Below are 24,361 nucleotides of genomic sequence, written 5' to 3' on the forward strand. Positions count from 1 at the left end.
TGTCAATCAAGATTCGCCTGCGGTGTTATTGCGACCGGGAGACTTGGCTTGAGCGAACAGATGCATCCGGCAGCCCCCCATCATCTGCCGTTTTTCATTCCCGGCGCCGATGGGTCGGACGCCCTGATGGTGGTGATGGGCATTTTCCTCGTAGCCACGGTCTTGTGGGTTGGCACTCTGTACTGGAAGCTGCACAGCCTGCCGGAGCGCATGGCGCACAAGAGCCAGAAACTTCAGTTTGAGATCGTCGCCGTCCTCGGGCTGATATCGCTTTTCACTCACATGCATATCTTCTGGGTCGCCGGCCTGTTGCTGGCACTCATCGATCTGCCGGATTTCGGCACGCCGATGCGCAGCATCGCCGATTCCGTCGAGCGCATAGCAGACGCCACGCCGGGCGCTGCCGAACCGGAAGCTGAATCCGTACCTGGCGGCGGTCCCGACGTCCGGACGCCCGCCAAGCAAGAGGTGCACAACCATGCTTGAGCTGATGATCTGCTCGCTGGTGACGATCCTGCCGGATTACCTCTACCGCCGCTATCGGCAAGGCAAGCGGTTCGGCAAGGAGATCACGTTCTTCTCTGTCTGGTACGAACTGAGATGGGGGATCACCGGCTGCCTGATGCTCACGATTTCGCTGATCACGATGATCTTCTACTTTCATCCTTCGACAACCTCCGCGGCGATCTACTTCAGGACCGTGCCGATCCTGCCCGAAGGCTCCGGTCGTGTCGTCGAGGTCAATGTCGACTTCACCGCGCCGGTGAAGAAGGGCGACGTTCTGTTCCGGCTCGACAGTTCGAAGCAGGAGGCCGCGCTCGAGACCGCCAAGCGAAAGATCGCCGAGGTCGATGCGTCGTTGATCGCGGCGCAGGCCGACGTCGTCAAGGCGGACGCTCAGATCGGGGAGGCGAAAGCCTCCTTGCAGCAGGCCAAGGACGAGCTGGAGGTGAAGAGCGAGTTGCAGCGCCGCAATCCCGGCATCGTGCCGCAACGTGACATCGAGAAGCTGCAGGTGCTGGTTGATCAGCGGCAGTCCGGCGTCGATGCCGCCAGCGCCGTCAAGGAATCGGCGACGTTGCGGGTCTCCACGCTGTTGCCGGCCGAGAAGGCGAGCGCCGAGGCCGCGCGGGCGCAGGCGCAAGTGGATCTCGACAAGACCTTCGTCCGTGCCGGCGTCAATGGCCGCGTCGAGCAATTCCTCGTTCGCCCCGGGGACCTCGTCGCCCAGATCATGCGGCCGGCCGGAATCCTGATACCGGACGAAGCGGGCCGCAACAAGTTGCAGGCGGGATTCGGGCAGATCGAGGCCCAGGTGATGAAGCCTGGCATGGTCGCGGAAGCCACATGCATGTCGAAACCCTGGGTGATCATTCCGCTGGTCGTCACCAGCGTGCAGGATTTCATCGCCGCCGGCCAGTTTCGGGCCACCGAGCTGTTGATCGACCCGCAGAGCCTGCAAAAGCCAGGTTCGATCCTCGTGTTCCTGGAGCCGCTTTACAAGGGCGGCCTTGACGGCGTGACACCGGGCAGCAGTTGCATCGTCAATGCGTACACCAGCAACCATGACGAGATTTCCGATCCGAAAACCGGCACGTTGAAAGGCTTTGCCCTGCACGCCGTCGACGCGACTGCACTTGTTCATGCCTTGCTGCTTCGGATTCAAGCTCTGCTGCTGCCGATCAAGACGCTGGTGTTAAGCGGTCACTGACGGGCGCGAACAGGGAGACGGCATATGAAACCGAACTGCAAGTTTCGCGCAATCGTGGCGACGGGCATGATCTTCGGATTGCCGGGTTACGCGCACGCTTTCGATCTCACGGGTGCCTGGGCCACGAGCGCCGAGCAATGCCGAAAAGTGTTCGCCCACAAGGGCAGGGCGAACCAGCTGACCTTCACGAACTTCTCAGGCGTCTATGGCGGCGGATTCATCGCCGAGCCCGATCGCCTCCGGAGCAAGTTCGAGAACTGCAAGATCAAATCGCGCAAGGACGACGGCCAGACCATCAACATCATCGTCGGCTGTGCGTCCGGAATCATGGTATCCAATGTGCAGTTCTTCCTTAAGGCCGTCGACGACGATACCATTACGCGCCAGTTCCCGGGCATCGATGGGATGGAGGTCAACTATCATCGTTGCAAGATCTAGCGTCCGGTCCCCGCACTGGCTCAGCGCCGCCGGACCGTTGTCAGCTGACGCCGGACCGATTGGGTAGCGCGCCGTGGATCCCAGCAGGTTGCCGAGGTCATTGCGCATCGCCCTGGTAGCCGGGCTTGTGCTTTTGGTTGGAGGCGGGAGCCTATTCGCCTATCGCTGGTACGAGCGGCCGACGACCCTGACGATCGCGGTTGGTTCGCTGGACGGCGAGGCCGGCAGACTGGTCTCGGCGATCGCAGGAAAGTTCGCCCAGTCGAAAGCGCCAGTCCGGCTCAGCCTGGTCCAGACGCCGGGACCGCTCGAGTCCGCCAAGGCATTCGCGTCCGGAAAGGTAGACCTCGCGGTCGTCCGTGGAGACGTCGGTGATCTCTCGCAGGCCCAGGCCGTTATCGTGTTGGCCCATGCCACCGTCCTGTTGGTCGCGCCGCCCGGCGCTGCGATATCTGACGTGGCGGAGTTGAAACGCGCCACGATCGGTGTGATTGGTGCCGAAGCCAATCAGAAGCTGATCAAGGTGCTGACCGACGAATACGATCTGACGCGCGCGGGCGTGACGTTCAAGCCGCTCGCCCCGGCGGACGCGCGCCGGGCGCTCGACACCAAGGAAGTACGAGCAATCCTGCTCGTCATTCCCTTGACCGAAAAGTACCTTGCGCTGCTGCGCAATGTCTTCGCGCGCACCACGCGAGCCGGCCCGGTGATGATCGCCATCGAGTCCGCCGGAGCCATCGCCGAGAAAGAGCGCGCCTATGAAAGCTTCGACGTACCCAAGGGAACCCTGCGCGGCTCGCCGCCCATTCCTGCTGATGACCTGACGACGCTGCAGACGTCGTTTTATCTGGTGGCACAGAAGAAGCTTGGGAATGACGTGATCAGCGACCTGACTCAGTCGATCATGAACGCGCGGCGACAGTTGCTCGCCGAACTGCCGGCGCTCTCCCAGATCGCAACGCCCGATACCGATGCAGGTGCCTACATTCCCGTGCATCCCGGGGCGGCAGCGGTCTATGAGGGAACCAGGGAGAGTTTTCTCGATCAATGGGGCAATGCGATCTTCCTGGCGCCGATGATCGCGGGCGGGCTTGCGTCGGTGCTCGCGGCGGCGTGGAAGTTTCTCCGCTCGAGCGAGACACCGAGCCGGAAGGAGGCGCTCGACACGCTTTATGCACTGGCAGGACGAATTCGGATGGCTAGCCGTGTGTCGGACCTCGAAGAGATCGAGCGCGAAATCGATCAGGTGCTGCGTACGCAGCGCGAGCAGCCGGTCGCGGATGACAAGGCCGAGCGTGCCGTTACGGCGGTGAACGTTGCCGCCCATCGGCTCGAGAACCTGATTCACGACCGCCGCATCCACCTTGCGTCGCGACAGCCGGGCCAGGCCGGAAGCCAAATCGAAAGCTGAGCCGAAGGACAGTTTCCTTGATCTCGATCAAGGAGGGGAGGGGATCGTGGCCGATGCTGTCGACCGTTGATGTCGATGGAGGTCGCGATGGTCCGTTGGGGCAAGACTCTGCTCGCGGTTGTGCTGGTGTCGGTGACGTCCGTTGCCGCATTCGCGCAAACGGCTGACAAGCCGCCCGCCCAGACCAGCCCGCCCGCCCAGGCCAGCCAGCCGGCTGCGGCAACCCAGCCGACCGATCAGCTCCTGAAGCCGGAACAGCTGGAAGCCCTGGTGGCGCCGATCGCGCTCTACCCGGACTCGCTGCTCGCCAACGTGCTGGCGGCGTCGACCTATCCGCTCGAGGTCGTGCAGGCCGATCGGTGGGTCAAGGAGCGCAAGAGTCTGAAAGGGGATGCGCTGAAGGCCGAGGTCGACAAGCAGGCCTGGGATGACAGCGTGAAGGCGCTCGCGAGCACCGCCGACGTGCTCGCGATGATGAGCGACAAGATCGATTGGACGAAGAACCTGGGCGATGCGGTGCTGGCCCAGCAGCCCGACGTCATGGACGCGATCCAGCGGCTGCGCAGCAAGGCGCAGGCCAACAACAAGCTGGTGACGACCAAGCAGCAGAAGGTCAGCGTCCAGACCCAGGAGAGCAAGCAGGTCATCGTCATCGAGCAGATCGATCCGAACACGGTCTACGTGCCCTATTACGATCCCGCGACGGTCTATGGCGCGTGGCCCTATGCGGAGTATCCGCCGTATTATTTCGGCTATCCGTCCTATATCGGCGCCGGTGTGATCGCGGCAGGCCTTGCCTTCGGTGCCGGCTGGGCGATCGGACGCTGGGGCAATTATTGGGGCGGCGGCTTCAACTGGGGCAATCGCAACGTCTATGTCAATCACCGGACCACCAACATCGCAAATGGCTGGCAGCACAATCCGGCGCATCGCCAGGGCGTTCGCTACAACAACAGCAACGTCCAGCAGCGCTTCGGCGGCAACGCCAATCGGGCCGGTGCCAGCGATCGGATGAACTTTCGCGGCCGCGACGGTCAGCAGGTTCTCAATCCCGGTGATCGCCCGGGTGCAGATCGCACAGGTGACCGGGCAGGAGACCGCGGTGATCGCGCCGGAGATCGTGCGAAGGGTGGTGACCGTGCAGGTGCAGGCGATCGCGCCAAGGGCGGCGACCGCGCGGGTGCCGGCAACAAGGCCAAGGGCGGTGGCGATCGCGCAAAGGCCGCCAACCGCGGCAATGCCGGTAACCGCGCGGCTGCGGCGAATCGCGGCGGTGGCGGTCGCGGCGGCGCCATGAACGTGTCGTCCGGACGGGCGGCTGCGGCGGCATCGGCGCGCGGGCGATCGAGTATGGCCAGCATGCCGCGCGGCGGCGGCGGCGCAAGTTTTGCCGGCCGTGGTGGCGGTGGCTTCAGCGGCGGCGGAGGCGGCTTCCGCGGTGGTGGCGGAGGTGGCGGCTTCCGCGGCGGCGGTGGCGGTGGACGACGCTCCGACATCGCGCTCAAGCACGATATCGAACTGCTGGGACATCTCGCCAACGGCCTCGGCTACTACCGCTTCTCCTATCTCGGCAGCAGCAAGGCCTATGTCGGCGTGATGGCGCAGGAGGTCGAGCAGGTCATGCCGGCGGCGGTGACGCGCGGCGCCGATGGCTATCTCAGGGTCTATTACGACAAGCTTGGGCTCAAGTTCCGCAGCTACCACGACTGGCTTGCCGCCGGCGCGAAGATTCCATCCTCGTCGGAGGCATCACGATGACTGGCCCCTCATGCTCGCGACTGGATCGTATCGCCTCCATCGGCGTGGCCGCGGCAACAGCACTCGCCTTGCTGCTGTCTCCAGCGCGCGCCCAGCAAGGTTTCCCCAATCCGGAAGACGCGGCGTCTGCCTTGGCAACCGCGGTCAAGACCGGCACCAGTCGGGCGATGCTGAAGGTGCTGGGCCGCGATGCCGCCGATATCATCGAGTCGGGCGACGATGTCGCCGACGCCAATGCGCGAGAGAGCTTTCTTTCTGCCTACGACGCCAAGCATTCGATCAAGGCTGACGGCAACAAGAAAGCCATCTTGATTCTGGGGAGGGACGATTTCCCGTTCCCGATCCCGCTCGTCAACAACAATGACGGCTGGAGTTTCGACGCCGCCGCGGGACGTCGCGAAATCCTCTACCGCAGGATCGGCCGCAACGAGCTGGCCGCGATCCAGACCTGTCTTGCCTATGTCGACGCACAGAACGAATACGCAGAGAAGGATCGCGGCGAGGGTGTGGGCGCCTATGCCCAGCGCATCGTCAGCAGGCCGGGCAAGACGGACGGGTTGTTCTGGCGCGACGACAAGTATCCAAGCCCGCTTGGCGAGCTGGCCGCCCAGGCCGCCGCGGAAGGCTACAAGGTCGGCGAGCAGAGCATGCCGTACCACGGCTACTACTATCGGATCCTGAAGGCACAGGGCTCCGACGCTCCGGGCGGCGCGCTGAACTATGTCGTGAAGGGCAAGATGATCGGTGGATTCGCGCTGGTCGCCTATCCCGCCGAATACGGCAATTCCGGCGTCATGACCTTCCTGGTCAACCACGCAGGCACGGTCTATCAGAAGGATCTCGGCTCACGCACCGATTTCCTCGCCAAGCGCATGATCGTTTTCGATCCGGATCAGACCTGGAAGAAAGCGGATCCGACAAATCCCTGAGCGAGGAGGGGACTGCAGTGACGCGATCCATGATCCGTTCCGTCATACTGGCGCTTGCGGCGACGGTCCTGGCGGTCGCGCCATGCTTCGCGCAGGCCGTCGGCCACGTTCAGGTCAAGTTCGTGAAGGCCGCGCTCGTCGTGGGCGGCGGCGGCGGCAGCGGCACGTTGACCTACCGCGGGCGGCACTATCGGTTCATCGCGTCCGGCTTCAGCCTCGGCGTGACTGCCGGTGCGTCGGTGACCTGGCTGGAGGGCACCGCCTCAGGCATCAGGGACGTCAACGATTTCGCCGGCAGCTACGCGCTGGTCGGAGCAGGCGGCGCATGGGCTGGGGGCGTGGGCGGGGTGAGCCTGCGAAATGAACACGGGGTGGTGCTGGCGCTCAAGGGACCGAAGGCAGGGCTGGAATTTGCCGCCAATCTGGGCGGGCTTACGATCTCGCTGCGCTGAGCGATGGATTGATCTATCTCAAGGCCAGGTCCGAGGCTCAGGTTCAGCCTGCATTTGGCGGGCGGCGATACGTCATCCAGATAACCGGGAGGTGAAGGCATGTACCGGCACATTCTCATTCCGACAGATGGGTCGGAACTGGCGGAGCAAGGGGTGAAGCAGGGATTGGCGCTGGCGAAATCTCTCGGAGCCAAAGTATCGGTCATCTTCGTTGTTGAGCCGCTCTCGGAAATAGGAGGGCGGTACCGTGATTTGCTCGCGAGATTTGCCGAGATACGCAAGGAAGAGGCCACGAGCGCGCTGGATCGCGCCGCACACGCGGCCAGGGAGGCCGGCGTTCCCTGCGAGACAAGCCAGGTCGAGAGCGGGCACCCCCATCAAGCCATCATCGCAGCAGCCGAGGATAAGGGCTGCGATCTCATCGTTATGTCATCGCACGGGCGCAGCGGGCTCTCCAAGCTCCTCATCGGCAGTGTGACAAACAAGGTGCTGACGCAAGCGAAGACTCCGGTCCTTGTCTGTCAGTGAGGGCGCAGATTGCTGGATAGAAATCACTGTGCACGGAGCTTGGGAGAAATCGAAATGAACAAAATCACTGTATGCCTGGCTCTTGCCGGTGCGGCGTTGTCGGGCCCGCTGCAAGCGCAGACGAGCATCGATATGGCGCGGATAACTTGCTCGCAATACCTCGCCATGTCCCCGGGCGATTCGTCCGTGTTTTCTGCCTGGATGAGCGGCTGGTTCAATCAGAAGAAGGGATACGTCTTCGTCGATCTCAACGCGTATGCACGGAATGTCGCAAGCGTGAAGGCGTGGTGCGCGACCAATCCCACTCAGACCGTGATGGCCGGTCTTGAGCGCTCTACGGCCGGCCAGTGATCAAACAGGGTTGGAAGATAACAATGAAACCATCAATTCTTGCAATTGCGACCGTTGCACTCCTCGCCACGAGCGTCGTGGCCAAAGCGCAAGTCGTTGTCGATCTGTCCCTCATTACCTGCAAGCAACTGCTGGAGTCGGATCAGGAACGACAAATGCTGATCAGCTCCTGGATGTCGGGCTATTTCAGCGCATCGAAGAACCTGACTGTCGTCGATTTTCGCTACGTGGAGCGAAACGGCAAGGTCATCGGCAAGTACTGCAAGTCGCACAAGACAGACACCGTAATGAATGCGATGCAAAAGAACTGGCGCTGACCGTCGTTGTTGCGAACGCGCAGGCAGCGGACGGCATCCTCGTTCTTCCCGGGTCGGAGGTGAAGCCGGCGATGCCAACGGTCGGCAGGCTCGTCGCGGTTCACTCGCGCTTCTGATGAACCGCTTGTCCCTCAACTCGGGCCGCGGCGCCCGTATTTCTACGGTCCGGGCCCTTGACCAAGGTCAAGGCGCGGCCACTGGCCGGATGGTGTGTTGCTAGGGCTGTTTGCTCTTGCCCGGTGTCGCGGTGTCGGCCATCTGGTATGTCACTTATGAGATTCGCCGACGTGGTCTGCTGGCTCGAAGGGCGCGCAGTCCTCGCGAGACCAGGACATTTGCCAGCGAATCAGAAGCCAAGGCATTCGCACGGTCAAAACTGGACGAAGGGCTGGTCGTGTTTGCCGGCACCATCAATCCGCACCTCCCCAGGCAATTGATCCCCTCGCAGAACATTGCCGATTGGCTCGTCGAACAGTGAGCCGGCTCCTCTTCGGCAGAACGAGCTTCGTGCTGCACCGAAGTTGAACGCGGAGCCCGAGCACGCTGTTCGTTTGCCCTTGAGTGTTGCCATTTTGGCACGTGGCTTTTCGTGACTCACATCTAGGCTTCGATCACTGCCCCGATTGGGCGAGCGCAAGGACTGCTTTTCTCGATTAACGCCAAGAGACCCGGAGATCATTCCATGAAGAGATTTTTGCTTTCTGTCGCCGCGATTGTCGGCATGGCTACGCCGGCGTTGTCGGCTGACATGGCCGTCAAGGCGGCGCCTGTGCCGGTCCCTCCGCCGGTCTACAACTGGACCGGCTTCTATATCGGTGCGAACGGCGGTTGGGGCGAGAGCCGCACCTGCTGGGACTTCATCCCTGTCGTCGGTGGTGTCGTGGCCGACGGATGCAGCTCACGCTCTGGTGGCGTTTTCGGCGGACAGCTCGGCTATCGCTGGCAGGCCGGCCAGTTCGTCTTCGGCCTGGAAGGACAGGGTGATTGGGCGGACCTGAAGAGCTCGCGCCTCAGCCTGATCGATCCGAGGTTCTCGACGACAACGAAGACCGACGGACTGGGCCTTTTCACCGGCCAACTCGGCTGGGCCTGGGATGCCGCGCTGTTCTACGTGAAGGGCGGTGCAGCGGTCACCAGCAATCGCTATGACATCTGGACCACGGTCGGCGGAATCGGGGTGGCGTCGGCGACATCGACCCGTTGGGGCGGCACGATCGGCGTGGGCTTCGAATACGGCTTCACTCCGAACTGGTCCGTCGGGCTCGAATATGACCGTCTCTTCATGGGCGATGCCAACAACACGTTCTCGGTGGTCAATCCCATCGTGGCCGGCGCCGCCAACCGGATCGGACAGGACGTGGATCTGCTGACGATACGCCTGAACTATCGGTTCGGCGGGCCGGTCGTCGCGAGATACTGATCGTCGTGGATGGATGTAAATTAGGCCCCGGCATTTCTGCCGGGGCCTTTCCCTTAGCTTTGGCACTACCGATCCAAACGCTCGATGCGCGGCAAGCGCCGCTGTCAGCGCTTCGCGGCGCCGCCCTTCGCTGCCTCGTAGGCGTCGCGATAGCCTCTGGCGATGGTCCGAACGCCGCGCCCGATATCGTCATAGACATCGTCAGGCAGGTTCGCGAGCGACACGCGAAGCGACCATTCGGGCGCATCGAATCCGCCGCCGTTCAACAGCACGATCCCGTGGGCTTCGGCCAGCCTGAACGCCAGGTCGAGCGGATGGACGTTCTTCTTCAGGTATTCAACCGCAGCGTCGCCGATGTTCTTCCGGGCCCAGAACTCGAAATCGATCAGGGCGTAGTAGGCATCATAGTTCGGATTCGGGCTCAGCCTGTCGGCCAGCCCGAGGCCGTCGAGCATCGACCACAGGCGCTTGTTGACGATCTCCATGCAGGCCGCCTGATAGGCCTTGTTCACGTCCATCATCTCGGCGAGCGAGAACAGGCTCATCATCACCTGCTGCGGCAATGACAGGCCCGCCGTGTGATTGAGCGCCACGTCGCGGCTGTCGGCGACGATGCGGTCGATCAGCTTGAGCTTGCGTGGTTCGAGCGTGAGCGGTCCGTAGCGCTTGTCGAGTGCCTTCACGGCCTCGTCCGGGAGCTTGGCGATCATCTTGTCGAAGATGTTGTCCTCGTTGATGGCGATGGCCCCGAGCCGCCATCCCGTGCAACCGAAATACTTCGAATAGGAGTAGACGCCGATGGTGTTGTGCGGCAGTTCGCCGAGCAGCGAGCGGAACCCGTGCACGAAGGTGCCGTAGACGTCGTCGGTGAGGATCATCAGGTCGGGGCGCTTGGTCTTGACCAGATTGGCCAGCTTGGCAACCGTCTCCTTGCTCAGCGCCATCCCCGGAGGGTTGGACGGATTGACGACGAAGAAGGCCTTGATCTTCGGATCCTCCAGCTTCTTGATTTCCTCGTCGGTGAACTGGAACTTGTTTTCTTGCGGAGCCCTGATCTGAACGACCTTCAGGTCGTAGTCTTCCAGGTGCGTCATCTCGATGTAGGGCGTGAAAATCGGCGTCGCCAGCGCGATCGTATCGCCAGGCACCAGCAGGCGATTGGCTTTCAGCGACTTGAAGAGGTAGCACATCGCCGCCGTGCCGCCCTCGACCGCATAGATGTCGAATTTGCCGGCCGGCCGGGGCTCGCCGCAAACCGCCCACATCAGGTATTCGTGCACGATCTTTTCGTTGTGCACCAGCATGCGGTCCGGCACCGGGTAATTGTCGCCGATGATCGAATCGACCAGCTCGTGGACGAAGGCGTCGGGGTCGAAGCCGAACTTCTTGACCGCAAAGGGCAGCATCTCGGTCAGGAAGCTCGCGCCCGGCATGTCCTTGTGCTGCTTGAGCCAGGCCTCGAACCGGCCGGCGATGCCGTTTGCCTGGGGCATGCCGCCGATGCCCGCCGGGTGCTCCATCACCCGCTTGCTCTCGGTGATGGCGAACTGTCCCAGCAGGAAGAAGCCTTCGCGCGGCGTCGTGGCCACCCAGTTCGGATTGCCCCGTCCGGCGTTCAGGAAGGGCATCTGGCTCCGCTTCGAATTGCTTTTGGCGAGGTTGATCAGCTCGTCCTTGATCTCGAAGGGGCTCAGCGCCTCGAATTTCTTCAGGGTCAGAAGATCGGCCATTTGACACTCCCGGGGCGATGCAAGCTGTTGGAATGGAGGCGACAGGCTCTGTTGCCTGCGCAATCGCGCGCAGCATGATTGGCGACCGGTTACGAGCCTTGATCTATGTCAACGGTCACGCGCAGCGCGATGCGATCGCTGCGACGGATCGCCGCTCACGATGCAAGTGCGCGGCACATGCGTAGTGTTGGCAAGATCATGAAATCGCGAGGCTCTCGCAGCGGCGGTTGACATAGATCAACATCCTGCTCGCCAATCGCCGTCTGATGTCGACCGATACGGTTGCTCGCCCTTTTCGGCGCCCCCGCACGAGATCGAAGCGGGGTGCACGCCGAAGCCCCGGGACAGCATGAACGGGTGACATCATGATCGATTGGCTCTTCCAGACGCTCCGCACCTATCCCGAAATTGCGATCTTCCTCTCGCTGGCCTTGGGCTACTATTTCGGTTCCTTCACCTATAAGGGGCTTGGACTGGGCGCGGTCACCGCGACACTGGTCGCCGCTGTCATCATCGGCCAGATCGGGATCACCATATCAGGGCCGCTGAAGCCGTTCTTCTTTCTGATGTTCCTGTTTGCAATCGGTTACGGTGTCGGACCGCAATTCGTGCGCGGCATCGCGCAGGACGGCGTCCCGCAGGCGGTTTTCGCCGCGGTGGTCTGTGTCTTCTGTCTGCTGTCAGCCTATCTCGGTGCCAAGCTCGCCGGTTACGACGTCGGATCGGCCATCGGGCTCTATGCCGGCTCGCAGACGATTTCCGCGTCGATGGGCCTCGCGACCGACGCCATCAATCGCCTTGGTCTGCCCGCCGACGAAGCCAAGAAGCTGCTCGATGCCATGCCGGTCGCTTATGCCGTGACCTATATTTTCGGCACGGTTGGGTCGGCGATCGTGCTGGCGCTGCTCGGGCCTGCGTTGCTCGGGATCGATCTCGAGACCGCATGCAAGAAATACGAGGAGGAGCATGGCGGGAAGAAGCAGCTGGGCGGCCCGGGGACGGCCTGGCACCAGTTCGATGTGCGCGCCTATCGCGTTCATGAGCGCGGACCCGTCGCCGGCAAGACGGTCGGGCAAGCCGAGGCGCTGCTTCCCGATCATCGCATCTTCGTCCTCCGGCTCCGGCAAGCCGGCAAGATCGAGGAGGCAACTTCGGACACCGTGATCCATGCCGGCGACATCGTCGCCGTTGCCGGCCGCCGGGATGTGCTCGTGCAGCTGATCGGCGAGCAGGCCGAGGAGGTTGACGATCGCGAACTGCTGGCAGTGCCGATCGAAGGCGTCGATGTCTACGTCACCAGCAAGGACGTCGACGGCAAGACGCTGGAGCAACTGGCGAAGGAACCGGGCGCTCGCGGCGTATTTCTGCGCAAGATCGCCCGGGGCGCGATCGCGGTCGAGATTCCGATCCTGCCGAACACCAAGATCAATCGCGGCGACATCCTCACGCTGGTGGGCCGCACATCCGATGTCGCCGCCACCACAAAGATGCTGGGCCGGCCCGATCGCGAGACCGACGTTGCCGACGTCGCCTTCATCGGCGCCGCGATCGCGATCGGCGCCCTGGTCGGCGCCTTCGTCTACAAGATCGGCAGCGTGCCGCTGACGCTGTCCACCTCCGGCGGCGCATTGATCTCCGGCCTGTTCTTCGGCTGGCTCCGATCCGTGCATCCGACCTTCGGCCGAATCCCGTCACCCACGGTGTGGTTCATGAACTCGGTCGGCCTGAACGTTTTCATTGCCATCGTCGGAATCTCCTCGGGCCCGGGATTTGTCGCCGGCCTGCAGAAGCTCGGCTTCAGCCTGTTCCTCTGGGGCGTCGTCGTGACTACCGTGCCGCTGATCCTGGCGATGTTTGTCGGCAAATACGTGTTCCGCTTCCACGACGCGATCCTGCTCGGATGCTGCTCCGGCGCGCGTACCACGACCGCCTCGCTGGGCATGATCAACGACCGCGCCAAAAGTCAGATTCCCGGCCTTGGCTATACCGTCACCTACGCGGTCGGAAACACGCTGCTGACGATCTGGGGCATGGTGCTGGTGATGATGATGACCTAGCCGCGGCCCGACAATGTTGACCTGGCTTGCGCAATTTCTCGTTCGGTATCCGGAGCTCGCGCTGTTCCTGGTGATCGCCGCGGGCTACTGGATCGGAAGCTTCAGGATCGGCGCCTTCAGCCTCGGCCCGGTGACGGGCGCGCTGTTCGCAGGACTTGCGGTCGGCGATTTCGCGCATGTGCCCGTCTCCGGCATGACGAAATCGTTCCTGTTCCTGCTGTTCCTGTTCGGGGTAGGGTACTCGGTCGGTCCGCAATTCATGCTGGCGATGAAGCGCGACGGGCTGAAGCCGATGTTGATGGCCGTTGTCGTGAGCCTGACCGGCCTTGCGGCGGCGATCGTCGCGGCACGCGTGCTGCGACTCGACGCCGGCTTTGCAGCCGGGCTCATGTCGGGTGCGCTGAGCCAGAGCGCCGCGATGGGTACCGCGACCGACGCGGTCAATTCCCTGCCTGTGTCCGAAGCACAGCGCGCGTTGTTGGTCTCGCACATCGCGGTGGCCGACGCGGTCTGCTACATCTTCGGCTATGCCGGCGTGATTACATTCTGCACGATTGTCGTTCCGGCGCTGTTGAAGATCGATCTGAAGGCGGAAGCGCTCAAGCTGGAGCAGACCCTGGGCATCACGCGCGCCAAGCCCGGCCTGGCGTCGGCATGGCGCAAGTTCGAAGTGCGCGCCTACCGGCTGGATGATCATGCCGCGATCGCCGGATTGTCGGTTGCGGCCGCCGAAGCCCGCGTGCCCGGGCAACGCGTCTTCATCCACCGCTTTCGTCGCGGCGAGCGCATCCTGGAGGCGGAGCCTGCCACTGTGCTCGCGGCCGGCGATATCATCGCGCTGTCGGCGCCGCGCCAGACCATCGTCGAACTGATCGGACCGCGCGGTGAGGAGGTGGAGGACCGCGAGCTGCTCGACATCCCCGTGATCTCGGCGGACGTGTTCCTGATCAACCGGGAACTCGCGGGCAGCAGTCTGCAGCAGGCGTCGGAACAGAGCTGGGCACGCGGCCTCTACTTGCGTTCGTTGAGCCGCGGCGATGAAGCTCTCCCCATCGCGGCCGGCGTTGTCCTGCAGCGCGGCGATATGCTTCGCATCGTCGGTCCTGAATCGGTGGTCCAGAATGCAGCCAAGAGCATCGGCGTCATCGTTGCGCCGAGCACCAGCATCGATTTCGTGGTGCTGGGGCTCGCGATCTTCTTCGGCGGCCTCGTTGGCGTGCTCCTGAGCTTTTCGATTGGTGGCGTCACGATCTCGCTGAGCACCAGCGTCGGTACGCTGCTCGCTGGACTTCTTGTCGGCTATCTCCGCACACGTCTGCCGTATTTCGGCCGGATCCCCGATGGCGCCATCAGCCTGATGACGTCGCTCGGACTGGCTGCCTTCGTCGGCCTGACCGGGATCCATGCCGGTCCGGTCTTCCTCTCCGCCATACGGGAGTCGGGCGTCGGCCTGCTGCTGGGTGGCATGTTTGTCACCCTGTTGCCGCAGATCGTCGGCTTCTGCTTCGGCCATTTCGTGTTGCGCATGAACCCCATCCTCATGCTCGGCGCATTGACCGGCGCACAGACGGTCACGGCCGCGATGGCGGCCATTCAGGAGCGCTCGGGCAGCTCCGTGGTGGTGCTTGGCTACACGCCCGCCTATCCGATCTCCAATATTCTGCTGACAACCTGGGGATCGATCATGGTCGTCGTTTTCGCTGGATGACGGGGCAGGGACGGCTCGCGCCTACCTCGTCATTGAGAGTCGCGCACAAGCGAGCCTCCCCGGGGCCGGACGACCGTATTCCGCCTGCGGCTTCGGAGCATTCCTACGCACACCGAGTGCCGAAATCGATGGTTGCGGCTCGCGCAACCAAAGTCCGGACCAACCGGTTCCGATAAAATGGCCCGCATTTCTCGGGCCATTTTTGCTTTGGGAGGACAATCAGAGCTCGTGTCCTCGACTGATTGAGCGCAGATCACGGCGTTTCCGCAACGCGGGCCGCTCACTAGCAGGCTGTTGAAGAAGTCTTTGAGCGACGCGCGATGAATGGGATGTCGTCACCGTTGAGGAGGCAGATTTCACCTTCCAGCGAGCCGTCATTCTGCAGTTCGGCCCAGCCGTGACCGTCGGCTGGCTCCATTTCGTCGTTTCCCTGCCAGCCGAACTCGACGGTATCGCCGTGGCAGGCTCCAGTGAGGCAATCGATGGCGAACTCGCCGCCGTTCTCATCGAACTGGACGTAGGCGCCCGCCAAGGCCATGTCGTAGCCCGGTGTCTCGACGACCCGCCATCTGCCTCGGATGCTCATGCCGGTGCCGCCAGAAGCTTCGGCAGCCGGATCAGATTGTAGGCCGCAAGAGCCAGGACGAAGACGGCATCTACCCGGTCGCGGCCTCGCAGCTTGACCTTGGCCAAGCCGGCGGAACTCTTGATCCAGCCGAAGACTTCTTCGATGCGTTTGCGGCAACGCTGGCTGATGTCATAGCCGCCGTGACGTGTGGTGCGCGCGTCGATCGCCGTCTTGCGCCGCTTGCCGGTCTTGCTCAGATGTCGGTCGACCGCGACATGCGGGGTAACCAATCTATCCCTCAGGTCGTGCACGAACTGCGTGACGTCATAGGCCTTGTCCGCCCCCACAGTGATCCGCTTCGTGCACCTGCGCCTATCAATCTTGGCAAGCGCAATCTCCCGTTCGGCGGTGCCCGTCGCTTGGCTCACTCCACCCAAAACCGCTAAACCATTGCGATTTTCCATCAGCACATGCCCCATATAGCTCAGCTTGGCCGGCTGACCGTCCCCCTTCTTGTAGAGCCGAGCCTCGGGATCGGTCGTGCTCGCATGGGTCTCGTTGGATCGCTTCTCCTTGTGGAAGCTGCGCTCGGAATTGCGTCCCGGACCGTCCTCGTCTTTGTCGCTGCCATCCTTCTTCCGGAAGCTCTTGATCGAAGCCCAGGCTTCAATCAGCGTACCATCCACCGAGAAGTGATCGCTCGATAGCAGACGCTTGACCTTTGGTTGCGCCAAAAGCGCGTTCAGGAACTTGGCCGCAATCTCACCCTCAAGCAGCCGGTCGCGGTTCTTCGAGAAGGTCGAATGGTCCCAAACCGCATCGCCCACCCCAAGCCCAACGAACCAGCGGAACAGAAGATCGAACTCCATCCGTTCCATCAGATGCCGTTCCGAGCGAACCCCATAAAACGCCTGGAGGAGCATCGCCCGAAGCAACTTCTCCGGTGCGATCGAGGGACGACCGAAGTCCGTATAGAGCTTGCCGAACTCCCAGAAAGCCCGCCTAGCGCCGCATTCGCCAAGTCCCGGATCACCCTTAGCGGGTGGTCTGCGCGAACCCGAGCCTCGAGGTCCACATAACTGAAAAGCGAGCCGGATTGTTCGTCACTCCCGCGCATCACGTCCCCCAGACAAATCCTGTTCCTAGGGAATCACGATCCAAAACGCTTCGCCAAAGGCTTCTTCAACACTCTGCTAGACGATGAAATGGAATTCGTGCCACGCACTCCAGCTGATGCCATCGCTGGCGCGAACCCAGAGGTCGTCAGGCACGGTACCGCCCTGGAATGTCGTGCCGGCAATTTGAGCCGCGCTGACGTTGATGGCGGTGCCGGTGGGCTGCGCATTCCCGCCAATGCTCCAGTGGCCGCTGCTTGCCGACGGCGTCGAATCCCAGAGTTGATATTGCGCGACATTGTCGCCGTCGGCATCCGCGACTGAAAACAGGCTTAAGGCGGCCACGCTCTGATTAGCCGTCGCATGGAAGTCGGACGCGGTCACGACCGGAGCGCTGTCAACCGGCGCGGTGACGTGAAACTCCTTCCACGCGCCCCAGGCAAAGCCGTCGTAGGCCCTCACCCAGAGATCGTCCGAACCCGATCCGCTTTGAAAGCTTGTGCTCGAAAGCTGAGCTGCCGTGACATCGATGGCGGCATTGGTGCCTTGGGCGACTCCCCCGACCACCCAGTGCCCGCTGCTCGCATCCGCCGTCGAATCCCACACCTGATAGTTTGTGATGGTGTCGGCATCCGCGTCGGTGATCGAGAACAGCGTCGAGGCCGCGATGTCCTGGCCGTGGCTCGCCGAATAGTCGGCGGCCGTGACGATCGGAAGGTTGTCGATCGGCGCGTTGACGTGAAACTCCTTCCAGTTGCTCCATGTCATGCCATCAAAGGCTCGGACCCAGAGATCGTCAGAGCCCGAGCCGCTCTGGAACGATGTATTGGCCAGTTGCGCCGCGCTCACATCGATGCTCTGGCCGGTGGGCTGCGCGATGCCGGCCACGACAAAATGCCCGCTGGCAGGATCGGCGGTCGAGTCCCAGAACTGATAGTTGGTCATCGCATCGCTGTCGGTATCGCTGACCGTAAACAGATTTGCCGCCGCGATATCCTCGCCATGCGTGGCGGCCAGATCCGACGCGCTCACCACAGGAGTATGGTCGATCGGCGCGTTGACGTGAAACTCCTTCCAGTTGCTCCATGTCATGCCATCAAACGCTCGCACCCAAAGGTCGTCAGAACCCGATCCGCTCTGGAACGATGTACTGGCCAGTTGCGCCGCGCTCACATCGATGTTCTGGCCAGTGGGCTGTATGACGCCGCCCACGACAAAATGCCCGCTGGCAGGATCGGCGGTCGAGTCCCAGAACTGATAGTTGGTGATCGTATCGCTGTCGGCGTCGCTGACCGTGAACAGGCTTGCCGCCGCGATAGTCTGGCCATGGGTGGCGGTCACGTCCGACACGATCGCCACAGGAGTATGGTCGATCGGCGCGTTGACGTGGAACTCTTTCCAGGCTCCCCATGCGGTGCCGTCATTGGCTCGCACCCAGAGATCATCCGAGCCGGAGCCGGTCTGGAACGAGGTGTTGGTCAATTGTGCGGGCGTCACATCGATGGCTATGTTGGAAGCCTGCGCTACTCCGCCGATCACCCAATGGCCGCTGGCGGGATCGGTCGTTGAATCCCAAACCTGATAGCCGACGATCGTGTCTCCATCGGAGTCGGTCGCACTGAAGAGACTCGATGCGGCGATGTTCTGGTTGTGGGTGGCCGACACGTCGGTTGCATTGGCCACCGGCGGATGGTCTGGAAATGGGGTTGCCGTGAACCGGGTCCATGCGCCCCAGAGATATCCATCATATGCCCGGACCCAGAGCGTGTCTGAGGCTGTGCCGAACATATAACTCACTTGCGCGATGTTGGCGGCCGAGACGTCGATTTCGGTATTGGTGGCTTGTGTGACACCATTGATGGCCCAGTGCCCGTGGCCCTCGGTGTCCCACAACGCATACTGGGTGACCGCATCGCCATCCGCGTCGGTAGCCGAGAACAGTCCCGATCCAGCTAGCGAGAGCTGCCCGTGCGTGCCGGTCACGTTGGTGGCCGTGACCGTTGGGGCGCGATCGGCCGGAGAAATCACAAAGGATTTCCAGTCGCTCCACAAATAGCCGTCGAAGGCTCTGATCCACAGCGTGTCCGAGCCGGGTCCGGCTTGGTAGCTCGTTTGGGCCAGCTGCGAAGCGCTGATGTCGATCTCGGTGTTGGTGCCCTGGACTGTTCCGTTCACCGTCCAGTGACCGTAGCCGTTGCTGTCCCACAGGGCATATTGGGTAATGCTATCGCCCGCGGCCATGTTCACCGAGAACAGTGACGAGGCCGAAAAAACCTGATTTCGAGCCGCGGTCTGATCGGCAGCCGCCACGACTGGTGTCGTCCGGATGCTGTATCCGAGATCCTTCAGAACTCCGATGTCCAGGTTGGAGATCGCGTACTGGTAATTGCCGTAGAAAACGATCCCGTTCATCAGGTCCAGCGTGAGAGGATCCTGAACGGTCGAGGGACTGGCGTAGAAGTCGGATTGCTGATTGCCGAAGTGGTAGTAGTTCTGGGTGGTGCTGTTCGTGGTCAAAGGGACCGGGCCGCCGTAGGCAGCCTCGGCATTGGCACCGACAAAGTAAGCGCCGTATGCGGTCTTTTGAATCAGGGTGTCGAACGTCGATTCGTAGGCGCCGGCCAGCTGGCCGCTCTGGTTGTACCAGCCCACCATGCCGAAGCCATGCATGAGCTCGTGGAGAAAAACGTCGATCGGATTGATCACGTTTCCAGGGACCTGACTGGAGTAGGTCAGGCCGTAATCCAGGTCGATGTACTGGAAGTAGCCGGGGTCGATGTTGATGGTGATGTCGCTTGTCGTGCCGGGGACATGCTGGCCGGTGGTCAGCTCGTACTGGCTGGATGGCTCATACACGGCGAGCCCGCCGCTTGTGCCGATGTAGTAGCTGGAGGTAGGCCCGCCATCGGCACGGCCAACGGCGGTCGGCAGGATGTTGAGCGACACAACCAGAGTGCCAATGCCTAGGATATATTGCTGCCAAATGTTGAGGGCCTGCTCAAGATCGTAAACGAGAGACGCGTCAGCGGATCCGCCGACGTTCGATGGATCGTTCAATGTTACTGAATAGTTCCAGGGCATCTCGGTCGGACTCTCAGTCTATGGTAGCGCGCGCATAATAAGTGACATTCAACTGACTGCCGCGGTGTAGTCAACAGACGTCAAGTGGGCCGGCGCCGACGCGGCATCCGTGCCGCGATCCGTAAGACTACGGACCTCGGCCCGAGTTCGAACGGCTTCGCGAAGGGTTCCTCGATCGGCATGATCGAGCTCGCGAAACCGGCGCGGCCGTTCATAACGCCAATTGCATCTCGCCGGAGAGCCATAGTACTCTGGCTGTCATATTCATCTGCTGCTCTTTGGTTCGCTGCGAACAGTCAGTTTGCACTGACGGCGAGGTTGTAAGGGCAGGGGCAGGGCGCGCTTACGGCAATCCCGGCTCATTCGACTGCAGTCAATTTCAGCTACTCAACAGATTAATCGCGAAATGATTGAAACGCGGAGCGGCGGCACAGCAGACAGCGGGATAGTTGCACTCGTGATGTTGCTGCGTTTTCACGGTATCCCGGCCGATGTCGACCAGATTCGTCATCAATTCGGGAATGCCTCGTTCGGAACGCCGGAGATGCTGCGCTACGCGCGCTCGACCGGCGTCAAGGCCCGCGAGGTGAGCAGCAACTGGTTGAGGCTGGAGAAGGTCCCGCTTCCTGCCATTGCCCTGTTGCGCGACGGCGGCCATCTGATCCTTGCCAAAGTGGGCGCAGACAAGATCCTCGTTCAGTCACCCCTGTCAGAGCGCCCGGAGTTGATCACGAGGGCCGACCTGGAGGCGGTGTGGGCCGGCCGGCTGATCCTGGTGAGCCGCCGGGCGGGACTGGTCAACCTTGCCCGTCGCTTTGATTTGTCATGGTTTCTGGGAGCCATTCATAAATATCGCTACCATTTCCTGGAGGTGCTGATCGCCTCCTTTTTCTTGCAGCTGTTTGCGCTCGTGTCGCCGCTGTTCTTCCAGGTGGTGATCGACAAGGTCCTCGTTAATCACACGCTCAGTACGCTCGACGTGCTCGCGGTGGGTTTGATCGGCATTGCGGTTTTTGAGACGGCCCTCGGCATATTGCGGACATACCTGTTCTCTCACGTGACGAACAGGATCGACGTCGAACTGGGAGCCCGCCTGTTCCGGCACCTCATCGGCCTTCCGATTGCCTACTTTCAGGCGCGCCGGGTCGGCGACTCGGTTGCGCGGGTCCGCGAGCTCGAGAACATTCGCAACTTCCTGACCGGCTCTGCCCTGACGGTGGTGATCGATCTGTTCTTCACCGCAGTTTTCATCGCGGTGATGTTCGTCTACTCGCCGATCCTGACCTGGATCGTCCTTGGATCCTTCCCGCTCTATGTCGGTATCTCGGCCGGCGCGACGCCGCTGTTCCGTCAGCGGCTGGACACCAAATTCGAGCGCGGCGCCGAAAACCAGGCGTTTCTTGTCGAGAGCGTAACGGGTGTCGAGACGATCAAGGCCATGGCGCTCGAACCGCAGATGCAGCGCCGCTGGGAGGAGCAGCTTGCCGAGTACGTTGCCGCGAGCTTCCGCGTGCTCAGCCTGGCGAATGTTGCGAGCCAATCGGTTCAGTTCGTGAGCAAGCTCGTCACCGCGGTGATCCTTTACGCCGGTGCCAAGCTGGTGATCGACGGCAGCCTTACGGTGGGCGAGCTGATCGCCTTCAACATGTTCTCCTCGCGCGTCAGTGCTCCGGTCCTGAGACTGGCGCAGCTCTGGCAGGACTTCCATCAGGCCAGGCTCTCGGTCGCGCGGCTGGGCGATATCCTGAACACGCCGGCGGAGCAGACGTTCAATCCCGGTCGCGCGGTGCCGCCTCCCATCAAGGGCCAGGTCACACTCGAGCACGTGTCCTTCCGATATCGTGTAGATGGGCCGGAAGTGCTGCACGACATCAACATCAACATTCCCGCCGGCCAAGTGGTCGGCATTGTCGGTCCGTCCGGCTCAGGCAAGAGCACCTTCACGAAGCTGGTCCAGCGCCTTTACGTCCCGGAAAAGGGCAGGGTCCTTGTCGATGGAGTCGATCTTGCGATGGTCGATCCGGCGTGGCTGCGTCGCCAGGTCGGGGTCGTCCTGCAAGAGAACGTGCTGTTCAATCGCAGCGTACGGGAAAACATTGCGCTCGCCGACCCGGCCGCTCCGATGCAGCAGGTGATCGCGGCGGCCCAGCTTGCGGGAGCTCATGAGTTCATTCTGGAGCTGCCGGAAGGCTACGACACTGTCGTAGGCGAGCGCGGCAACAGCCTGTCGGGAGGGCAGCGGCAGCGTATCGCGATCGCGCGAGCCCTTATCACCGACCCGCGCATCCTGATCTTCGACGAAGCGACCAGCTCGCTGGACTATGAAAGCGAAAGGGTCATTCAGGACAATATGAACCGGATCGTGAAGGGGCGAACGGTCTTTGTCATCGCGCATCGTCTGTCCGCGGTCAGGCGCACCGATCGAATCATCACCATCGATCGCGGGCGGCTCGTCGAACAGGGATCCCACGAGGAGCTGCTCAGCACAGGCGGAAGATACGCGTCACTGTACCGGTTGCAGGCGGGGATCCATGAAGTCGGCTCGTGAAGCGCTTCCCGCCGGGGGGAAATCGAGGGACGAACTGGCTTTCCTGCCGGCCGCCCTCGAAATCGTCGAGACGCCGCCATCTCCGACGGCCAGGCTTACCGGCGTCCTGATTGCCGCGTTGTTCTGTTGCGCGGTCGCGTGGGCCGGTCTCGGCAAGATTGACATCGTTGCCTCCGCATCGGGAAAGATCGTGCCGGGCGATCGTGTCAAGCTGGTTCAGCCGCTCGAAATCGGCGTGGTCCGGGCCATTCACGTTCGCGACGGTCAGGCCGTCAAAGCAGGCGAGGTTCTGATCGAGCTGGATCCGACGAGCAATCAGGCGGAGCTTCAACACCTGAAAAACGATCTTCTCTCGTCATTGCTGGATATTTCGCGCACGCGCTCCGCACTCGACGGAAACACCAGCGCGCTTGACGGGGCGCCCGACGACACGCCGCCCGCCTTGATTCAAATGCATCTGGAGTTCTTGCGGAGTCAGGATTCGGAGCAGCGCGCCAAGCTGTCGGAACTGGATCGGCAACGGGTCCAGAAGGTCGCGGAGACCAGGACAATCGAGGCCGGCATCGCGAAGATTGATGCTTTGCTTCCGGTGTTGCAGGAGCGGGTCGGGGTTCGCAAGTACTTGGCCGACAGGGAGTACGGCTCAAAGCTGCAATATTTGTCGGAGCTCCAGGAACTCGTTGGCCTGCAGCAGGACATCCTGGTGCAGCGGAGCAAGCTCGAGGAGGCCAATGCAGCCGTGGCAGCCCTCGATGAGACGCGCGCCAAGCTTGTCTCGGAATACCGCCACCGCTTGTACGATGACCTGGCCAAGGCGACGCAGAAGGCCGGCAGCCTCAAGGACGAGGTGGCCAAGGCCGAGCACCGGACGAAGCTTCAGAAGCTTGCGGCGCCCATCGATGGCGTGGCGCAGCAACTGGCCGTGCACACGGTCGGCGGGGTCGTAACTCCGGCCCAGACGCTCGCGGTGGTGGTGCCGAGCGATAATCAGATTGAAATCGAAGCGATGGTTTCGAATCGCGACATCGGCTTTGTGCACCCGGGTCAGGACGCCGAGATCAAGGTCGAGACCTTCAACTTCACGCGTTACGGCCTGCTGCACGGCAGAATCGTCAGCGTCTCGCGCGATTCTGTCTCCCGGGACAGGTCGCGGGACGCGGCCCGCGAGACGAATGGCGGAGGGACGGAAGAAAGCAGCGAGCCGAAGGGCCAGGCGCCGGCGTATATCGCGCATGTCTCGATTGACCGGACCAAGATGATGATCGACGACAAGGAGATCAGTCTTTCGCCGGGGATGGCCGTCACCGTCCAAATCCGGACGGGCGCCCGCAGCGTCATGAGCTATTTGCTGTCGCCGATCATGCGCTACCGGCAGGATGCTCTCCGAGAGCGGTGAAAGCCGACAGGTCGCCCCGTCATGACGGGGTCCGGGATTCCACGTGGCTCAAGCTTGGATCGGATTCGTGTATCGCAAGGCAGTTTTGCCCGGCGTCGTATGTCCGATATCCATGGCTGTTCAGCCTGCGAACGAGTTCAGCCTTGTCGGTCTTGATGAATTCGGCGTGGATGACGGGGTGATGCAGCCGGATCGTTGCGCCGGCTCCTTCCAGCACCTTCAATTCCATTCCTTCGACGTCGATCTTGATCAGATCGCAGCGGCTCAGCTTCAGGGAATCCAGGGTGACCATCGCCGTTTCGGTGCTGTTGGCCTCGGAATAATCGACAGTCTGGCCGATTTGCTCCGTACCCGGGCGTCGCGTCACCTCCAGGCTCCCGAAGCTGGCGGGCTCCTGGTGGCTTAAGGTCGGTACCCGGGTTTTCCCGGTTTCCGACGAAATAACTGCGTGTATGGCCTTCGCATTAAAGCAGTTGTTGATCGCGATGTTGCCGGCAAGCGCATAATAGACCCGCTCCTGCGCTTCGATTGCAAGGACCGAGCCCCAGCCGTCCATGTGCTTGGACCATTCGATGGTGTGAACGCCGATGTTTGCGCCGCAGTCGATCGCGACGACGCCATCGCCCCGATAGGTTCTTCGCAGTGCAAGAAGGCCCTTCGTCAGCTCGATTTCGGTGGCATCGAACGCGCCGTGCTCGAGGATTTGGATCCCGACTCCAAAGGTGTGCTCGCCCGCCGTGTGGTAGTCCAGCCGGTTTACGATCAGCGGGCCGTGCGCTGACGCCGCGATGACGAATGGGACCTTGCTGGGGGTGCGGCTCATCGTTTGTGTTTCTTTGTGTC

20 protein-coding genes and 1 pseudogene are annotated in these 24,361 nt (G+C 62.2%); 16 read left to right on the top strand and 5 right to left on the bottom strand.

The genetic code is table 11. From position 1 onward, the window contains the following. Positions 1-48: 48 nt before the first annotated feature. From QA639_RS05835 to QA639_RS05890, 12 genes are all read left to right on the top strand, one after another. The gene (locus tag QA639_RS05835) at positions 49-486 is read left to right on the top strand and encodes a hypothetical protein (RefSeq protein ID WP_028334148.1); all 438 of its coding nucleotides are present in this window, start codon (positions 49-51) and stop codon (positions 484-486) included. Further along, positions 479-1,711 carry an HlyD family secretion protein gene (locus QA639_RS05840; protein WP_028334149.1) on the top strand — a complete coding sequence of 411 codons (1,233 nt, stop codon included), beginning with the start codon at positions 479-481 and terminating at the stop codon, positions 1,709-1,711. Before QA639_RS05835 ends, QA639_RS05840 begins: the two co-directional genes overlap by 8 nt. Positions 1,712-1,735: 24 nt before the next feature. Continuing rightward, positions 1,736-2,149 carry a hypothetical protein gene (locus QA639_RS05845; RefSeq protein ID WP_244978539.1) on the top strand — a complete coding sequence of 138 codons (414 nt, stop codon included), beginning with the start codon at positions 1,736-1,738 and terminating at the stop codon, positions 2,147-2,149. Positions 2,150-2,249: 100 nt separating this feature from the next. Next, the gene (locus QA639_RS05850) at positions 2,250-3,560 is read left to right on the top strand and encodes a TAXI family TRAP transporter solute-binding subunit (RefSeq protein WP_283089364.1); all 1,311 of its coding nucleotides are present in this window, start codon (positions 2,250-2,252) and stop codon (positions 3,558-3,560) included. Between the two features lie 87 nt (positions 3,561-3,647). Then, complete coding sequence (locus QA639_RS05855; RefSeq protein WP_283089365.1) at positions 3,648-5,318, top strand: DUF3300 domain-containing protein; 1,671 nt, start codon at positions 3,648-3,650, stop codon at positions 5,316-5,318. After that, positions 5,315-6,247, top strand: a complete 933-nt coding sequence (locus tag QA639_RS05860; protein WP_283089366.1) for a DUF2950 domain-containing protein — start codon at positions 5,315-5,317, stop codon at positions 6,245-6,247. The genes QA639_RS05855 and QA639_RS05860 overlap by 4 nt, the downstream gene beginning before the upstream one ends. A gap of 29 nt (positions 6,248-6,276) precedes the next feature. Then, entirely contained in the window at positions 6,277-6,699 is a 423-nt protein-coding gene (locus tag QA639_RS05865) for a hypothetical protein (RefSeq protein WP_050386230.1), read from the top strand. A 99-nt stretch (positions 6,700-6,798) separates the two neighbouring features. After that, a complete protein-coding gene (locus QA639_RS05870; RefSeq protein ID WP_050386229.1) occupies positions 6,799-7,227 on the top strand; it encodes a universal stress protein in 429 nt (142 codons plus the stop codon). Positions 7,228-7,281: 54 nt separating this feature from the next. Continuing rightward, the gene (locus QA639_RS05875) at positions 7,282-7,578 is read left to right on the top strand and encodes an HdeA/HdeB family chaperone (protein ID WP_028334156.1); all 297 of its coding nucleotides are present in this window, start codon (positions 7,282-7,284) and stop codon (positions 7,576-7,578) included. Between the two features lie 23 nt (positions 7,579-7,601). Continuing rightward, positions 7,602-7,895 (top strand): HdeA/HdeB family chaperone, encoded by a 294-nt coding sequence (locus QA639_RS05880; protein ID WP_283089368.1) that lies wholly within the window; start codon positions 7,602-7,604, stop codon positions 7,893-7,895. A 247-nt stretch (positions 7,896-8,142) separates the two neighbouring features. Next, positions 8,143-8,373: a hypothetical protein gene (locus tag QA639_RS05885; protein ID WP_028344998.1), complete on the top strand. Its 231-nt coding sequence runs from the start codon at positions 8,143-8,145 to the stop codon at positions 8,371-8,373. A 204-nt stretch (positions 8,374-8,577) separates the two neighbouring features. Continuing rightward, entirely contained in the window at positions 8,578-9,315 is a 738-nt protein-coding gene (locus tag QA639_RS05890) for an outer membrane protein (RefSeq protein WP_283089369.1), read from the top strand. Positions 9,316-9,419: 104 nt separating this feature from the next. Here QA639_RS05890 and aspD read toward each other — a convergent pair whose 3' ends face one another. Continuing rightward, positions 9,420-11,045 (bottom strand): aspartate 4-decarboxylase, encoded by a 1,626-nt coding sequence (aspD, locus tag QA639_RS05895; protein ID WP_157343960.1) that lies wholly within the window; start codon positions 11,043-11,045, stop codon positions 9,420-9,422. Positions 11,046-11,410: 365 nt separating this feature from the next. On the opposite strand from aspD, the gene aspT (QA639_RS05900) reads away from it, so the two are divergent. Then, on the top strand, positions 11,411-13,102 hold the full coding sequence (gene aspT / locus QA639_RS05900) for an aspartate-alanine antiporter (protein ID WP_157343958.1): 1,692 nt from the start codon (positions 11,411-11,413) through the stop codon (positions 13,100-13,102). A 13-nt stretch (positions 13,103-13,115) separates the two neighbouring features. Then, positions 13,116-14,810 carry an aspartate-alanine antiporter gene (gene aspT, locus QA639_RS05905; RefSeq protein WP_157343956.1) on the top strand — a complete coding sequence of 565 codons (1,695 nt, stop codon included), beginning with the start codon at positions 13,116-13,118 and terminating at the stop codon, positions 14,808-14,810. 283 nt (positions 14,811-15,093) lie between these two features. Here the strand turns inward: aspT (QA639_RS05905) and QA639_RS05910 are convergent, their stop codons facing one another. The 3 genes and pseudogenes from QA639_RS05910 to QA639_RS05920 form a co-directional block, all read right to left on the bottom strand. After that, entirely contained in the window at positions 15,094-15,396 is a 303-nt protein-coding gene (locus tag QA639_RS05910; RefSeq protein ID WP_283089370.1) for a hypothetical protein, read from the bottom strand. Then, positions 15,393-16,495: pseudogene (locus tag QA639_RS05915) on the bottom strand (IS5 family transposase). The gene QA639_RS05910 and the pseudogene QA639_RS05915 overlap by 4 nt, the downstream one beginning before the upstream one ends. Before the next feature lie 76 nt (positions 16,496-16,571). Continuing rightward, on the bottom strand, positions 16,572-19,574 hold the full coding sequence (locus QA639_RS05920; RefSeq protein ID WP_244978537.1) for a hypothetical protein: 3,003 nt from the start codon (positions 19,572-19,574) through the stop codon (positions 16,572-16,574). Between the two features lie 406 nt (positions 19,575-19,980). Between QA639_RS05920 and QA639_RS05925 the strand changes: the two genes are divergently transcribed. Together QA639_RS05925 and QA639_RS05930 are read left to right on the top strand one after the other, a co-directional pair. Continuing rightward, positions 19,981-22,122 (top strand): type I secretion system permease/ATPase, encoded by a 2,142-nt coding sequence (locus tag QA639_RS05925; RefSeq protein WP_157343952.1) that lies wholly within the window; start codon positions 19,981-19,983, stop codon positions 22,120-22,122. Further along, positions 22,106-23,518 (top strand): HlyD family type I secretion periplasmic adaptor subunit, encoded by a 1,413-nt coding sequence (locus tag QA639_RS05930; RefSeq protein ID WP_283089371.1) that lies wholly within the window; start codon positions 22,106-22,108, stop codon positions 23,516-23,518. Before QA639_RS05925 ends, QA639_RS05930 begins: the two co-directional genes overlap by 17 nt. 19 nt (positions 23,519-23,537) lie before the next feature. Here the strand turns inward: QA639_RS05930 and QA639_RS05935 are convergent, their stop codons facing one another. Further along, positions 23,538-24,341: an FkbM family methyltransferase gene (locus tag QA639_RS05935; protein WP_050385605.1), complete on the bottom strand. Its 804-nt coding sequence runs from the start codon at positions 24,339-24,341 to the stop codon at positions 23,538-23,540. Between the last annotated feature and the right edge of the window lie 20 nt (positions 24,342-24,361).

This window comes from Bradyrhizobium pachyrhizi (assembly GCF_029714545.1).
Lineage (GTDB): Bacteria > Pseudomonadota > Alphaproteobacteria > Rhizobiales > Xanthobacteraceae > Bradyrhizobium > Bradyrhizobium pachyrhizi.

Excerpts from the sequence above, each read along its gene's own strand:
- QA639_RS05840 (WP_028334149.1), top strand. The coding sequence starts at position 479 with ATGCTTGAGCTGATGATCTGCTCGCTGGTGACGATCCTGCCGGATTAC.
- QA639_RS05845 (WP_244978539.1), top strand. The coding sequence starts at position 1,736 with ATGAAACCGAACTGCAAGTTTCGCGCAATCGTGGCGACGGGCATGATC.
- QA639_RS05855 (WP_283089365.1), top strand. The coding sequence starts at position 3,648 with ATGGTCCGTTGGGGCAAGACTCTGCTCGCGGTTGTGCTGGTGTCGGTG.
- QA639_RS05860 (WP_283089366.1), top strand. The coding sequence starts at position 5,315 with ATGACTGGCCCCTCATGCTCGCGACTGGATCGTATCGCCTCCATCGGC.
- QA639_RS05865 (WP_050386230.1), top strand. The coding sequence starts at position 6,277 with ATGATCCGTTCCGTCATACTGGCGCTTGCGGCGACGGTCCTGGCGGTC.
- QA639_RS05870 (WP_050386229.1), top strand. The coding sequence starts at position 6,799 with ATGTACCGGCACATTCTCATTCCGACAGATGGGTCGGAACTGGCGGAG.
- QA639_RS05875 (WP_028334156.1), top strand. The coding sequence starts at position 7,282 with ATGAACAAAATCACTGTATGCCTGGCTCTTGCCGGTGCGGCGTTGTCG.
- QA639_RS05880 (WP_283089368.1), top strand. The coding sequence starts at position 7,602 with ATGAAACCATCAATTCTTGCAATTGCGACCGTTGCACTCCTCGCCACG.
- QA639_RS05890 (WP_283089369.1), top strand. The coding sequence starts at position 8,578 with ATGAAGAGATTTTTGCTTTCTGTCGCCGCGATTGTCGGCATGGCTACG.
- aspD (WP_157343960.1), bottom strand. The coding sequence starts at position 11,045 with ATGGCCGATCTTCTGACCCTGAAGAAATTCGAGGCGCTGAGCCCCTTC.
- aspT (WP_157343958.1), top strand. The coding sequence starts at position 11,411 with ATGATCGATTGGCTCTTCCAGACGCTCCGCACCTATCCCGAAATTGCG.
- aspT (WP_157343956.1), top strand. The coding sequence starts at position 13,116 with ATGTTGACCTGGCTTGCGCAATTTCTCGTTCGGTATCCGGAGCTCGCG.
- QA639_RS05910 (WP_283089370.1), bottom strand. The coding sequence starts at position 15,396 with ATGAGCATCCGAGGCAGATGGCGGGTCGTCGAGACACCGGGCTACGAC.
- QA639_RS05920 (WP_244978537.1), bottom strand. The coding sequence starts at position 19,574 with ATGCCCTGGAACTATTCAGTAACATTGAACGATCCATCGAACGTCGGC.
- QA639_RS05925 (WP_157343952.1), top strand. The coding sequence starts at position 19,981 with ATGATTGAAACGCGGAGCGGCGGCACAGCAGACAGCGGGATAGTTGCA.
- QA639_RS05930 (WP_283089371.1), top strand. The coding sequence starts at position 22,106 with ATGAAGTCGGCTCGTGAAGCGCTTCCCGCCGGGGGGAAATCGAGGGAC.
- QA639_RS05935 (WP_050385605.1), bottom strand. The coding sequence starts at position 24,341 with ATGAGCCGCACCCCCAGCAAGGTCCCATTCGTCATCGCGGCGTCAGCG.